Below are 14,507 nucleotides of genomic sequence, written 5' to 3'. Positions count from 1 at the left end.
AGTGTTAACTTAGTAACTACATGTATACAGCAATGTCTATAGTGAAAGTATTCATATGTTTATTGTTATATAACTTTTGATATGAATACTCTGGGCCTATTAAGACATTGTTGTCAAAATATGCACGTTGAGTTGATAAAATTAGCTGATTTTTGATTCCAGATGGAGATTGGCCAAATAACAGTGGAGATGCTGGTAATGACATCGGTATATTAGCAGAATTATATGTTTGCCCATATGATACGCCAAAGTTTGTGTTTCTACCGCCAAGTTGTAATGAATAGTTTGCTGCAGCATACCAACCTCCAGCTAAGACATTTTGATTACTACCGTTAAAGTCTTTTCTATTTGTAGTACTTGCCCAACCTGTTCCTAGGTTTAAAAAACCGCCGCCTATGGTGTAAGTAAGGTTACCATTAATGTTGAAGCTGCCAATATTATCTTTTGAAGAGTTTTGATTCTCCAGAAACTTGCTAAAAGAAGCATTACCAGCTCCAGCAATATTAAAGACATAACCTGTATTAAAGCCAACAGCTAGGCTCTCAGTCCAACGCTCAGCATAGAATAGTCCAGTTGAAAAATTTATACGATTATCATCAGATCCAAAGACTGCTATATTAGCATTTAGAATGTCATCTTTATAATTTAATGATATATTCGTTGTTCTACCCGGTGCCAGAAATCCTGTTATACCACCAGTCCATGGGCCACCACCTCCAAAAGCACCCACAGAAAGCCTACTTCTTCCAGCAGTTACAAATAGTGGCGATGTATCTAGGTTACCAAATATAACAAAAGCATTACCTAAACCAAAATTGTTAAGCTCACTGGTACTGATATCAAACTGAGCAGTAACGTAGTGTCCGACATTGGCTAAAAAATATAGTGTGGAGGATGTTAAAGAAATATTTTGACCATTGCCAGAGAGAGTGTAACCATTTGAGATTCCTTCACTACCAGACCATACTTGAGCATCGACTTCTATTTTTCCACCTAAAAATATAGCATAGTCATTAAATTTGTTGCGTTGTCCGATTACCGTAGATGAGAATAGACTGCCTGATATCATTCCTATAGGTATACTGTTATTACCTGAGTAGGCTCCTAAAAATGTTACTTGTCCTCTTGTTGTGATAGCAGGAGCATCTCCAACGTTGATAGCACCATTGTGACCAAAAATACCACCAACTGGACTATTTCTTAAATCGATGATTGAGTTATTTGAATTTATACTAGTGCTAATTTCGTAAGCATTTGCACTATCTCCAAATACCAAATTTATATCATTAGGATCTTGCTTCGTTATTCTTGATTCGTATGTCGTTAATTGGTTAGCATTTTGCGAGCTTTCTTCCATATCAATAATATCCGCTTGTAATTTACGTATCTGCTGCTGTAGTTCAATGATAGCTTCTTCATTTAAGCTAAGCTCTTGACCATTAGTGTTTGAGAAAGATGTGCTGTAAGATAATAAAATAAGTATATATATAACTATAGGAGCTGTAATTTTAGAATTCATGATAATGTTATTGCATTGGAAGTAACAAATTAGAACTTAGATAATATCACTATGATAATGATAATCAATATCATTTATGGCAAATGAATAAATTAGCTTATCTATTCAATATAATAGGCTTAGCACTCTCGCTAGGGAATAATTTTTGTAATAATAGTAATGCTATCAAATACCCTGGTATGGAAATAATACCACCTAGTGTGAAAAGCATTGAGTAACCAATATTCGCAGCTAAGAAACCACTAAGTGACATTCCTAGTATATAGATTAGAAGTTCAGCACATACCAAAACCGTAAAGTCAGTGCCTGCTTGATCTTTTGAGCTAAATTTCATGAATATAGTATATAGAACTATCATCTCCATAAGTCGAGAAGCCATATTTAATAATACAATTCCAAAGATAAATATTTGATTATCAATGCCATAAAAACTTATAAATCCTAGAGAGAAATAGCAAAAGCCTCTGATTACTGCCAATATTGTCAAAAGAATAGTTTCTTTATAAAAGTTGAAGAGATAACTAATAACAGCTGCACCACAAACACCTATTAATGCACTACCAGTTCCCATAACTATGCCTATCGTTGTTAGCGGAATGTGAGAATCTACCAAAAATGATGATTGCATTCCCATAACCAAACCTTCACAGGCTCTGTAGCTCAAACACATAAGTAACAATATTCTGGTTTCATTTCTACTAAAGAAAGACTTTAGAGATGGTATGTGGTGCCGGTATTCTTCGTTTTGATGATTTTCATTTATAAGAAACATATAGGCGCAAATGCATAAACTTATCAAAGTCATATATAGAGTAATTTGATGCCAGCCTAAAATTTTGTATAGCGCAATTAGAGATGCTCCACCAATCATGCTACCTAGAGTAGTGCCAATTACTCTACAAAAGTTGCTCCACTGTAAGCTTTTAGCTTTTGTTTGTTCTATTGAAAATCCATCAATTGCTATATCTTGAGTTGCTGCAATGGAGGACAATAAAAACGCAAATAAGAAAATATAGTTGGTATAGTCTTTTGGAGTGTAAATAGAGAATATTAAAAATAGACTTATGGTTAAAAATTGCATTACAATAAACCAGCTTTTTCTTCGGCCTATTTTCTTGATATATAACCTATCTACATAAGGAGCCCATAGGAATTTGATAACCCATGGTAATAGTAAGATACTAAAAAGGCCTATTTTTTCTAAAGAGACTCCTTCAGAGCGTAGAATCGTTGGTAATCCAAAAGTACAGAAATATAGTGATATAGCTTGTGCTAAATAAAGAATGGTTATATCAAGTTGTTTTTTCATATCAAGTTATCTTCAATTAGAATTTGTTGAGCTTTTTCCCATGCTGAGCATGTATTATCAACAGCAATACAGCTAAAAGGCATACCCTTAGCCATTGCTGGAGCATTAATCTTTTTGATCATAATAGGATCATTTGTGACACGAATCATACCTAGACACCATTTAGCAAGCTCAGGTTTAGACTCTTTAAACCATTTTGCTTGTTTTAATCGTGCTTTATGCTCAAACTGATACTGTTCAGAAAAAGTACTAATTACTAAGAATTTTTGTTGTTTCTTTAGTATTTGAGAGCATTTGTCTAACCAGCTAAGTACATCTTTGTAGCTTGGGGAGCTACCAAAATGCATTTTAACTATTGGCCATTTTGAAATATCACAGTCTATCATAATGTTTCACCCTCTATAAAAGAGCTCTTTGAACAACTAAATAGATATGCTTGTTTTTCAGGTAAGGCTATCTCACCAAGATTTGAATATCCGATTTTAGGAGCGATTTTTTGAAAAGGGATCACTCTGACATCAGGTTCAAAGATAACATTATTAGCACTAAGCATATCAAAGCAATATTTGCTAAGAGCTTCTACAAGTAATTTAGAATATCCTTTACCTATAGCTTCTTCAGGGCCAATTAGTAGGTGCCATCCATATTCATTATCATCAGCAGAGAAGTAATTAGCGATACGATCAGTCTGTGTGTTATAAATTTCAGCATAGGCGATTTCTGAGTTATCTATCGATAATATAAGTAATTTTTGGTTAGGCTTTGAAAGCATATTGCAAAAATGTTTTTTTAGCTCTGACTTTGATTTATTCAAGCTCCAGAATTTTGCTACGTGAGGTTTATTCATCCATGAGTGAATAGTATCTAAATCATGTTCTAAGTCAAATACTCTAAAAGATACTCTATTATGCTTGAATAAATATTTATCTACATTTTTAGTGCTTTGGGCAAGATAAAGAGGATTATCAAGTTGACCTGTAGATATTACCTTAGGTCTTGCTGAATAATCACTATATCCAACTTCAAAAATTCTTAGCCTATTCAGACATAGTTTTGTAAAAGTTGGTTTATATAGATCAAAACGTTCAAAACGAGATTTTAGCTCAGGATTGCTTGTCTGATATTTTTGTATACATTCATCTAATTTTTGATAGAAGTAAAGTTCGGGGTAGTTTAGTTTGTCTGCTAGTATCGAAGAGATATATCTATAGTGAACAACAAATAATCCTGTATGAATAAATTGCAGAAGATAATCATCTTCAACTTGAGGAATGGCGTCTTTTACCTGTTGTGGAAGCGATCTTAGTTCATCAACAGGATTTTTGCATATATTTATATCATCGACAAAATCTTTCATAGCCAGACCAACAGGGAGATTATTCGCTATGATTAATATGCTATTTTCTCCATGAGGAGAGAAAACCATGCCATATTTGTATAAGAAATGTAGTAGGGCAGGGACAGTATTTTCAAAAAACATTTCTAGCCATTTATCAATATCTAAAGATGATTCTTTGATCATTTCGCAAATGATACTTTTATCATTAGCATCAACATAAGTTAAAGCAGCCATTGTTATAGCCTGTTCACTACTTTTAAGTCTAGTGTGAATACTTTCTCTCCAGACTGCACCTAACTGCTCTGTAAAGTAGTATGGTACCTGAGGAACTTCTGACTGATAAGGATGATGGCAGTAGGCACTAGCTAACTCTCCTAGAAGTATGAAATTATATTTAGCTAAAAACTCATCTTTTTGGACTATATTCTTAACCCATTCTGTAAGCATTGGAGCATTAATTGTTTGATCTTTGGGTAGACCTCTATAAACCGCAGTATTTAGTATGTTTAGAGGTAGTTTTATACTATGTTTTTCAGGATGAGAAATATTAGACATAGTTCTTATTGATTGCATAGCTAGATGCTGATCAGTTGACTTACCAAGAAATATAATATCTTTATCAGCTATATATTTCGTGAATTGTTGCATTACAGCATTTTTCCACTGCCATGGATGAACAGGTAAAATATAAAAATCACTAGGGTCTTTGTTATTCATTTTTATGGTTTTATTGAAGCTAGCTAAAGTTTCTGAGTTGATTTCTTTATTGGTAATTTGTAGATAGTTAGTAGTTGTTACAGATGAAAACGTTACTAAATCTTTGCTTACGGCGATCCACACTAAATTGATGATTTTTTGCATCTCTGGGGCGTAGTTTGTATAGTCTGATGCATTAAAGCCAATACGACCTTTATTAATCACAAACCAGGGATGACCAGTCATGTTCCCTTCTATATAAGCGTATGGAAGTTTATAGATGTCTTTTGCTGAGATATTGTCTTTTTGTAAGATAGCGATATCTGCAAATATCGTATTATTTAGCTCTTTTATGAAGTGTGCCGTTGTGACAGAATCAATATTTGTTATAGGTAGTGTATCAATGATAAGTTTTATAGCATCATCAGCAGGCGCCATACTATTGCTCTCATGTCTTGTTACAGAGTCCTTTTCAATAATTAAGTTACCGTATATTCTTTGTACAGCCTTAAATTTGTAACATAGATCTGAGTTTATCTCTAAGGTATATACTTCTTGATCTATATCTTTTTGTAGTGGGCGAAAAATTCCTTCATAACTAAATTCTGAAATTATCTTTTCCAATAGTCTTGTGCTAGCTATCTTGTAGTAGTTTGTTTGATTTTTCATATAAATAGTCTCCTGTAATTTATGCGACTTTAATATTTGCTCTTTGTGTTAAGTATTTTCTTGGAACACCAAATGTTGAGAAAATCGTTCGAGAAGATACTTTATATATCTCTTCGTTGAGAAGGGTATTTATTATCACAGCATTTCTATAACCCCCTAATCCTAAATCAGGAGTACCTACACCATGAGAGTTGATCTCAGCATTTTGTACAAAAATGTTTAAAGACGTATTTTGCGTGATTATTTTATAATCACGAGATATTTTGAGATTATTGCTATCATCTCGTTGAATTAGTGCTTCTATATTTTTGAGGACATTATTTATATTTGCTTTATATCCGGTTGCTGCAATAACTCTATCTGTTGCGATTGAGAACTCTTGATTTTGCTGACTATGATAAAAAGAGCAGAGAAGTTTATCTTGTGAGTTATCAACATTTAGGCATTCACAGTTTGCAATCAATTCAGCATTGTTTTTATTTTCTATAGATTGTTCATAAAGGACATCATAGATATCTGATATTGTTTTAGCACTAATTCCTTTATAGAGTAAATCTTGTTCACTTAGAAGTTTAGGCTTTTCTAAATTAGGCAGGTTATAAAAATACTCAATATAATCAGGTGAGAAGTGTTCTAGACCAAGTTTAGAGTACTCCATTGGGAAAAAGCCTTTACTTCTAGTTAGCCAGCTAATTTTTGTAGAATCATCTTTTGACTTCATCAAATCTAAAAATATCTCTCCAGCACTTTGACCAGAACCTATCAGCGTTATGTGCTGATCTTTTAGAGCTAGATCTTTTATATTTAGATATTCACTACTATGGTGAATGTTCGCTTTATTCTGAAGTTTACTTGGCAAATATGCGGATGTGCCCAACCCAAGTACAATGTTCTTTGTTAAGTATTGTTGCTCTAGATTATCTTTATCTTTTACTGTAATGCACCAAGCCTCGTTCAGGGAATCTATTTGATGCTCTATATTTATAACTTCATAGCCAAATTTACAAGAATTACACTTTTGTGATACCCACAAGCAATAGTCGTTATACTCTTGTCTAGGTATAAAGAAATTTTCTTTGAAGTAAAATTTATACATACGGTTTTTTTGATGTAAGTAGTTTAGAAAAGTAAACTCACTAGTTGGATCAGTCATAGTTACTAAGTCAGCTAAGAATGGTACTTGTAATGTTGTCCAGTTCATCATCAACCCAGGGTGCCAAGAGAAATTATCTTTTTTATCAAAGAAAAGGCAGTTGATAGGTTTATCGTTTAATAATGCCGCTAGTCCAAGATTAAAAGGACCAATTCCTATGCCAATAATGTCATAGATTTTCATATAACCTCCTTAAAAGGATTATTTGTATTTACATAAATAGATTGATTAGTTAAAGGAGCCTGTAGTTCATCAAGCCCACTAAGTCTTGTGCGTAGATTAGCCTTTAGAGGTAATTGATCTATATTTAGAATCTTTTTGATAAATTTATCGCAGGTTTTATACTTTTCTAGGAAGCCCTCTAAGAAATCTATAGTTATTTTTATTAAATCTTGTTCGCTAATATAGCCAGTATTTGTAATGGCTTCTATTACAGAAAAAAGTTGATTCACAACGAAATAGTAGCAAAAATGATGATCTATAAACTCTTCAGATTCTTCACATAGACTACTGATATCTCCAAAACTAGCTTTTTTGAGTTCTGGATAGTCTTTTATATAATAATATCCTTGGCTATCACGATAGTAGCTTTCAACTGGTAGTCCATGCTCTAGTTTGACTAGCAAGTTTTGTTGATGAGCTTCTAGAGCGATACCATATTTTGAATACAGCCATAGTATAGGGGTAATAGCCACTGTTAAGTAAGTCTCAAACCAATAGATAGTAGCTTCATAAGTAGAGATATTATTGTGTACGCTGAAGTACTGAATTAATGAGCCAATACGCGTAGCTTCATTAAATGGATTGGGTTCAGTTAGACTTGCAATACATGCAATATCATCTTGAGGATTAAAGTTGGCATTGCGTATAATGCAGATACTTGGATCAAAAATTTTATTATTAACTTTTATTGCACAATAGGCTGGATCTGTAATTAGCTTAAAGAATGGGAATTCATTATTTAAGATAGTTTGTAAATGATTTGTATATAGTTTATGAACCGTCAAACTTCTGTTACATTCTTTGGCTAGATTCGTTCTTACTGAATTTGTTATGGCGATATTTAGCGAGAATTTCAGCATAATGTTGGCTTGTGGAGAGTACACAGTTCTAACAGAGGTTGTTGGATAAAACCAAGGACCTGTTATGCCGATATCTATTATCTTTTTTTGAGCTTTATACTTTTGAATTTCATCATGTTTTGCCAAATATTTTGCTTGCCAAGGATGTACAGCAAATAATTGGTAATCTTTATCAGATTTATAGTATATACTCTCATTTTTTAGGAAGTCTGAAAAAATCTTATCTGTATTTTTTTCAAGTAATGATTGTGATTCTAAAATATCTTTACTTATATACATATAATAAAGCTGAAACTTGCCATTTGTTTCTGGAGAATATTGTACGAACTCTTCCTTAGAGAAGCCTTCTCTACTCTTAGGATCTGGTTGTAATCTATGACCTCTTATTAAGTTTTGCTCATTTGTGATAAATGAGTTTTCATATCCAAAGGCATCATCAATTTTGTGTTTTCTGTAATGTAATATCTGAGCAATATTTGTTGCGGAGTTGGTTATCCTCTCTAATAACTCATCGAAGGCGATTACATTAGAGCTTTCTAACTCCTTGCTAATTAAAAATACAGCCTCAAGAGGATCGAGCTTTATTTTTTCATCTTGTTTTACTAAATAGCATGGTAACTCCCATATTGGTGATTTCAATATTGGAGAAATTTTTACATTAGTTTCAAAACTAGAATCTATAGATTTCAAAAAGATATTGAACCTATAACCACCATCATTGTTTCGGGATAATTCATAATTGTTAAATTCACGGTAGTAACAATTTAATAAATTTTTTAGAGTTATTCTATTTGCGTACTTATTCATTGTTGGCTTGCCTCTATTTGATTTTTGACTAAGTTGCCATAGTGTCTTATTTGCTTGAGACAGGCACTTATCAGCTCTGATGTTATCATTGGATTAACTAGGGTGATTTTTAAGTAAATATTCTTATTTATTTTTGTTTGAGCTATAGCAAATTTGCCACTATGAAATATAAGCTTATGAATCTCTCTATTAATCAAATTTAGAGTGTTAGAATTCAAATTTTTATCATAATACCTAAAAACAATTGTATTTAGATGATTGCTTAAGTGTTGTTGCTCTTCAAAGGCTAGTTGTAGGCTATTATCTTCTTCTATAGTTGTAATTGTTATATTTGTAATCTCAATAATATGATCAATCCATTTTGCAAATAATTCAGTACCACTATTTTGCAATGAGATAAATATTTTTAGAGCATCAAACCTACGAGTTGTTTGTATCGATTTATCTACTAAATTTATACTATCAAAGCCATCTTTATCAGGGTTTAAGTAGTCAGCATGGTAACTTAGAAGCTTGAATGCTTGTCTATCTTTACAGAAAAAAGCCCCACAACTTACAGGTTGGAAAAATAGCTTATGAAAATCAATAGTTACAGAATCAACAAGTTCAAGACCTACTAGTCGATCTTTGTGTTTATTTGAAAGAATTAGAGCTCCACCAACAGCGGCATCTGCATGAAGCCAGATGTTATGTTTATTTGCTATTTCTGCTATTGACTTGATATTATCAATACAGCCAAAGTCAGTATCTCCAATAGTTGTAACTATACATATCGGAATTAAGTCTTGTACTTTCAGAGAGTCTATTCTTGAGGCTAAATCTTTAACATCTAATTTAAGATTCTCATCTGTTTTTATTAGTTCGATTGAGTTTTTACCTAATCCCAATATCGATAGAGATTTGTGCACAGAGAAGTGCGTTTTTTCTGTGCATAAGATACGAAATTTATTAGCAATATTTGGCAAACCTAAATCTGCTATTTTATGATTTAGAACATTTTCACAATAATGATCTCTTGCTAAAAGTAGTCCCATTAGGTTTGACTGAGTTCCACCACTTGTAAATATACCATCTGAGCATGGATTATTTTTGTAAATTAAAGAGCTAAACCAGTTAATAACAGCTTGTTCAATATATGTGGCGATAGGGCTTTGATCCCATGAATCCATAGATTGATTTAGAGCTGAGATAAATATTTCAGCAACTAATGAGGGTAACATTACAGGACAATGTAAATGAGCCATGGAAGTTGGAGAATTAACATTCAGCGAATGTTTAAAAAACTCGCTAAGCTGATTCTGGATTATATTCTCTAACTTTTTAGGTTCTTTATCTATCTTATATTGAGTAGTTAGACCTTCTAATTGTCTTGCCTCTTGCCCACTAAAAATGTTAGAGCTCTTTAAGTTAGCTGTGATTATTTCTAACGTATCTTTTATACTTTGTTTATATGCATTAGTACTTTCTATAGAGCTGTTTAGAAAGTAATTATCAAGATTTAGACTCATATATTCTCCTTAATTGAGTCTTCTAATATTTGAACTACTTCATTGATTTGTTCAATAGTTATTGTTAAAGGAGGTAATAGTCTAATAGTTCCTCCAAAGCGACCCCCTAACTCAACTATCAATCCCATATCAAAACAAGTTTTTTTGATTGCTAGAGCTTTTTTTCCATCAGCAGGCAAGCTACCGATTGAGTCTGGCTTTGAAGATATATCAACTATTTCCATACCAATCATCAAGCCCGAACCACGAACATCACCAATAATGTTATATTTGTTTTTTAGGCTATGGAGTTTGTCGAGTAGATAATTACCTTTTTTACTTACTTGTTCTAGGAAAGCAGTATTATTTACTCTTTTTAGAACAACGCTTCCTGCAACCATTGCAAGCACGTTACCACGAAATGTTCCTGTATGAGCACCAGGCTTCCAAGTGTCTAAATAACTTTTGTATAGTATTACAGATATTGGCAACCCTCCACCAAGTGCTTTAGATAGAACAATTACATCTGGGTCAATACCGGCTTTTTCAAAAGCATATAAGTATCCCGTTCTGCCAATACCACACTGAACTTCATCAACAATTAGAGGTATATCTAGCTCTTTAGTTAGCTCTCTTATTGCCTTTAACCATTTTACAGGAGCTGGGATTACACCTCCTTCACCTTGGACGGGTTCCAGTATGATTGCGGCTGGTTTTTTTATACCACTTTCAGGATCTTTTAATAAGCGAGAGATCATTTGAATATTTATGTCTATGCTTTGTTCATCTTTTAGACCAAAAGGGCAACGATATGAATAAGGGTAAGGTAGGAAATGTACATAGGGAGTAAGTCCGGCAATATCTTGTTTGGGTTCTAAATTACCCATAAGAGAAAGTGTTCCATGAGTCATACCATGATAGGCACCATGAAAAGCAATTATATTCTCTCTACCTGTTGCTGTTTTGCACAGTTTGATTGCTGCTTCAACTGCATCAGAGCCACTTGGGCTACAAAATTGAACTTTTGTTTTGCCATGATAAGACTGGGGTAGAGTATTTAGTAGCTCTTCCATAAAGCTATGTTTTTCTTCTGTAAGCAAGTCTAATGTATGTATTGGAACTCCTTTATCCAGAGTTTGTGATATCGCATTTGTAATTTCAGGATCATTGTGTCCAAGAGCAATAGTGCCCGCACCTGCTAGGCAGTCTATGTAGTTCTTATTTTCAATATCTGTTAGATAAATACCTTGTGCTTTTTTTATAACTAAAGGATTTTTTCTTGGATAGTTTCTTGCGTTTGATTCCCAGATTGTTTGATTTTTTAACATGGCTTGTTGAGGTTGTAAATTCATATTTTAATCTCTGCTATTTAATATTGATAATGATTATCATTTACATTATATTGAAAAGCAACATTAATTAGCAAAAAAATATATGAAAAATCAAATCGGTGTGGCTAAGTTTGGTGGAACTAGTGTAGGAACGGTCGCATCAATATATAAATGTGTTGATATAGTCAAAAATAATCAAGATATAAAAGTTGTTGTTGTCAGTGCTCAAGCAGGAGTTACTAACTTATTAGAAAAGCTTATAAAAAGTGATGTTTATACTTACAAAAAAATATTTGCAGACTTGTATTGTATTGTAGACCCTATTGTTCAAAGTGTTATGCAAACAAGAAATGAGAAGATAGCATCATTGTTTAGAGAGCTTGAAAAACTTTGTCAGGAATTATACCTTGATAATAAATCAAAGTTTCGGTTACAATCACAAATTTTGTCTTTTGGTGAGAGGATTTCCGCTTATATTTTCGATCATGCTCTAAAACAACAGGGTATAAGCTCAGCACACATCGATGCTAGAGAAATTATAAAAGCAGACGGCAGTTATATTAAGGCTAGACCTTTGTTAAAAGATATAAAGTCTCAGGTAAAGAAATATTTTTCTGATTCACGAAAGCTATACGTTATGGGTGGCTTTATAGGTTCAAATTTAGATGGTGAAACCGTAGTGCTAGGTCGTGGAGGAAGTGATTATTCTGCTGCATTGGTTGCTGAGGCGGTCAGTGCAGATATGCTTTACATTTGGACTGATGTGGCGGGTATACATCAAGCTGATCCAAGATTGATACCTAAATCACAAGTAATAAAGCAGATAAATTTTGAAGAGGCTATAGAGCTTATAGGTTTTGGAGCAAAAGTTTTGCATCCTGATACACTTTGGCCGGTTATGCGAAGTGGTACTAAAGTATTTGTAGGGTCGACATTTGATCCAGCTAGTGGTGGTACTTATATTACAAACGATAATGAAGGCATTGTAACAAAGGGGGTAAGAGCTATTGCTGAGAGGCGAGGGCAGAGTCTAATCAAAGTTAATTTGGTGAGTCTAGATTTATCAGATATAGTTTATAAAGTTCTGGCTGTTTTAAGAAAGTATGACATCACACCTGATGTTATTAATCTCACAGATGTGGAATTAATTCTTGTAATTGATGATACTAATACTATTACATACCAGTCTATAAATAATGAGTTAATAGATTTGTGTGAAGATGAGTTTGAATTCGAGAAAAATCTTTCTTTGACTGCTTTGGTTGGCGATAAGTTGGACACGATACCACAATTCTTTAATGAACTATTAAATGGACTTGGTGATTTGGATGTTAAATACTCAGGATATAGCTCTAGGGGTAAAAGTTGGTGCTTGATAACAGCTGACTATGCATTTGAAAAAGTCTATAAGGCTTTATTTTAAGATTGTGATGGTTTGTTTTTATTTTTACAGTTTTTATAGCATTTGATATAGATGTTTAAACTGTGATCTACCATTTCTGCACCCATTGATTTCACAACTTCCTTTTGTAGCTTTTCTATTTTTTCATTATAAAATTCTTGTATCTCATTGCACTCAATACATATGATATGATCGTGGTGATCTCCTTGATTTAGTTCGTACATAACTTGATCAGAGTCGAGTTTGAGTTTGTTTATTATTCCTGCTGATTCAAACTGATTTAGTACTCTGTAAACTGTAGCTATTCCCGTACTACTTCCTTGAGATTTGAGCTTAGAAAAAACATCATCAGGACTAAGGTGTTTATCTTTATTTTCTTCAAAAAGTTTAAGTATTTCAACACGTGGTTGAGTAACTTTAAAACCAAACTCTTTCAGGTTGTAACTATTTCCCGACATTTTGTTCATAATCAATTTCCTACTTTACTTAGATTTTGACATAAGTATGGCTGTTATTGCAATTTATATATTGTCTATATCAATAAAACACTATCTTTTGTGTAAACGATATATCAAGAGTTAAGATGTTTATAAGTGTATTAATAGACAAAGTTTTAGAGAAATCTTTATCATCAGTCTATCTTGAGTCAACGTTATTTTTAAATGTGAAGATACGCCTTCAGGAGTTGATTTCTAATAATATTTATAATTATGATAATAGAAGTAGGTTTGAAGATTGTTATTTTTGTGGCTTTCATCCTTGTTTACTATGTATGTTTTAGGTTTTTGTAATTGATATGTAATTGTGATATCATTGTCAGACTGGTGATTTTAAATCAATCTTTCTTATGAATACTAATATTTACGCACAATTTGCACCTATACTTATATTCCTCATAATAGCTTTTGGTTTGGGTGTGGCATTTGCAATGATCGGTAAGATTTTGTCAATGATTGTTGGTGCTAACAACCCAAGTGCAACAAAAGGAGAAACATTTGAGTGTGGTTTTCCTACTTTTGGTGACGCTAGGGAAAAGCTAGATGTTCGTTTTTATCTAATTGCGGTACTATTTTTAGTGTTTGATTTAGAGTTAGCGTTCATTATTCCTTGGGGTATAAATTTGAGAGCTAGTGCTGGAATGCCAGCTATTTCAGATCACGCTTTCTTTGCGATGATTATATTTTTAGTGGTACTATTTTTAGGTTTAATATATGCCTGGAAGAGAGGAGCTCTGGAGTGGGAATAGGTAACGAAAATAAAGGTTTTATAACTGCAAGTGCTGACGCGCTTATAAATTGGGTGCGTACGGGCTCGTTGTGGCCTGTAACTACAGGGTTGGCTTGCTGTGCGGTTGAGATGATGCATGCTGGTGCTGCTAGGTATGATTTGGATAGGTTTGGTATTGTTTTTAGGCCTTCTCCTAGGCAGTCGGATGTTCTTATCGTTGCTGGTACACTTTGTAATAAGATGGCTCCGGCACTACGTCAAGTGTATGATCAGATGCCGGATCCTAAGTGGGTAATCTCTATGGGTTCGTGTGCAAATGGTGGGGGGTACTATCATTATTCCTACTCTGTGGTGAGAGGATGTGACAGGATTGTTCCTGTAGATATATATGTTCCTGGTTGTCCTCCAACTGCAGAAGCCTTAGTTTACGGGATTATACAGTTGCAGAATAAAATTATTAGAAAAGACACTATAGCGAGGAAGTGA

The 14,507-nt window shown here is 33.3% G+C and carries 12 protein-coding genes; 3 read left to right on the top strand and 9 right to left on the bottom strand.

What is annotated here, in order from left to right:
• Positions 1-16: 16 nt before the first annotated feature.
• The 8 genes from fslE to F3D59_RS06215 form a co-directional block, all read right to left on the bottom strand.
• Complete coding sequence (gene fslE, locus F3D59_RS06250) at positions 17-1,519, bottom strand: rhizoferrin import outer membrane protein FslE (protein ID WP_150464203.1); 1,503 nt, start codon at positions 1,517-1,519, stop codon at positions 17-19.
• A 97-nt stretch (positions 1,520-1,616) separates the two neighbouring features.
• Positions 1,617-2,828 carry an MFS transporter gene (locus tag F3D59_RS06245; protein ID WP_150464202.1) on the bottom strand — a complete coding sequence of 404 codons (1,212 nt, stop codon included), beginning with the start codon at positions 2,826-2,828 and terminating at the stop codon, positions 1,617-1,619.
• Entirely contained in the window at positions 2,825-3,214 is a 390-nt protein-coding gene (locus tag F3D59_RS06240; RefSeq protein WP_150464201.1) for a hypothetical protein, read from the bottom strand. The genes F3D59_RS06245 and F3D59_RS06240 overlap by 4 nt, the downstream gene beginning before the upstream one ends.
• On the bottom strand, positions 3,211-5,532 hold the full coding sequence (locus F3D59_RS06235) for a GNAT family N-acetyltransferase (RefSeq protein ID WP_150464200.1): 2,322 nt from the start codon (positions 5,530-5,532) through the stop codon (positions 3,211-3,213). Before F3D59_RS06235 ends, F3D59_RS06240 begins: the two co-directional genes overlap by 4 nt.
• Positions 5,533-5,551: 19 nt before the next feature.
• Entirely contained in the window at positions 5,552-6,868 is a 1,317-nt protein-coding gene (locus F3D59_RS06230; RefSeq protein ID WP_150464199.1) for a lysine N(6)-hydroxylase/L-ornithine N(5)-oxygenase family protein, read from the bottom strand.
• Positions 6,865-8,574: an IucA/IucC family protein gene (locus tag F3D59_RS06225; protein WP_150464198.1), complete on the bottom strand. Its 1,710-nt coding sequence runs from the start codon at positions 8,572-8,574 to the stop codon at positions 6,865-6,867. Before F3D59_RS06225 ends, F3D59_RS06230 begins: the two co-directional genes overlap by 4 nt.
• A complete protein-coding gene (locus tag F3D59_RS06220) occupies positions 8,571-10,082 on the bottom strand; it encodes a pyridoxal phosphate-dependent decarboxylase family protein (RefSeq protein WP_150464197.1) in 1,512 nt (503 codons plus the stop codon). Before F3D59_RS06220 ends, F3D59_RS06225 begins: the two co-directional genes overlap by 4 nt.
• Entirely contained in the window at positions 10,079-11,413 is a 1,335-nt protein-coding gene (locus F3D59_RS06215; protein ID WP_150464196.1) for a diaminobutyrate--2-oxoglutarate transaminase family protein, read from the bottom strand. The genes F3D59_RS06220 and F3D59_RS06215 overlap by 4 nt, the downstream gene beginning before the upstream one ends.
• An 82-nt stretch (positions 11,414-11,495) precedes the next feature.
• Here F3D59_RS06215 and F3D59_RS06210 point away from each other — a divergent pair, with 82 nt between their 5' ends.
• Entirely contained in the window at positions 11,496-12,815 is a 1,320-nt protein-coding gene (locus tag F3D59_RS06210) for an aspartate kinase (protein WP_150464195.1), read from the top strand.
• Here F3D59_RS06210 and F3D59_RS06205 read toward each other — a convergent pair.
• Positions 12,812-13,252: a Fur family transcriptional regulator gene (locus F3D59_RS06205; protein WP_150464232.1), complete on the bottom strand. Its 441-nt coding sequence runs from the start codon at positions 13,250-13,252 to the stop codon at positions 12,812-12,814. The genes F3D59_RS06210 and F3D59_RS06205 overlap by 4 nt on opposite strands.
• A gap of 389 nt (positions 13,253-13,641) precedes the next feature.
• On the opposite strand from F3D59_RS06205, the gene ndhC reads away from it, so the two are divergent.
• Entirely contained in the window at positions 13,642-14,040 is a 399-nt protein-coding gene (gene ndhC / locus F3D59_RS06200) for an NADH-quinone oxidoreductase subunit A (protein WP_013922306.1), read from the top strand.
• On the top strand, positions 14,031-14,507 hold the full coding sequence (locus tag F3D59_RS06195) for a NuoB/complex I 20 kDa subunit family protein (protein ID WP_003017394.1): 477 nt from the start codon (positions 14,031-14,033) through the stop codon (positions 14,505-14,507). The genes ndhC and F3D59_RS06195 overlap by 10 nt, the downstream gene beginning before the upstream one ends.

The organism is Francisella sp. XLW-1, from assembly GCF_008711455.1.
GTDB lineage: Bacteria > Pseudomonadota > Gammaproteobacteria > Francisellales > Francisellaceae > Francisella > Francisella salimarina.
This window is presented reverse-complemented; position numbering and strand designations above follow the sequence as displayed.

Coding starts and splice junctions, on each gene's coding strand:
- fslE (WP_150464203.1), bottom strand. CDS start 1,519: ATGAATTCTAAAATTACAGCTCCTATAGTTATATATATACTTATTTTA.
- F3D59_RS06245 (WP_150464202.1), bottom strand. CDS start 2,828: ATGAAAAAACAACTTGATATAACCATTCTTTATTTAGCACAAGCTATA.
- F3D59_RS06240 (WP_150464201.1), bottom strand. CDS start 3,214: ATGATAGACTGTGATATTTCAAAATGGCCAATAGTTAAAATGCATTTT.
- F3D59_RS06235 (WP_150464200.1), bottom strand. CDS start 5,532: ATGAAAAATCAAACAAACTACTACAAGATAGCTAGCACAAGACTATTG.
- F3D59_RS06230 (WP_150464199.1), bottom strand. CDS start 6,868: ATGAAAATCTATGACATTATTGGCATAGGAATTGGTCCTTTTAATCTT.
- F3D59_RS06225 (WP_150464198.1), bottom strand. CDS start 8,574: ATGAATAAGTACGCAAATAGAATAACTCTAAAAAATTTATTAAATTGT.
- F3D59_RS06220 (WP_150464197.1), bottom strand. CDS start 10,082: ATGAGTCTAAATCTTGATAATTACTTTCTAAACAGCTCTATAGAAAGT.
- F3D59_RS06215 (WP_150464196.1), bottom strand. CDS start 11,413: ATGAATTTACAACCTCAACAAGCCATGTTAAAAAATCAAACAATCTGG.
- F3D59_RS06210 (WP_150464195.1), top strand. CDS start 11,496: ATGAAAAATCAAATCGGTGTGGCTAAGTTTGGTGGAACTAGTGTAGGA.
- F3D59_RS06205 (WP_150464232.1), bottom strand. CDS start 13,252: ATGTCGGGAAATAGTTACAACCTGAAAGAGTTTGGTTTTAAAGTTACT.
- ndhC (WP_013922306.1), top strand. CDS start 13,642: ATGAATACTAATATTTACGCACAATTTGCACCTATACTTATATTCCTC.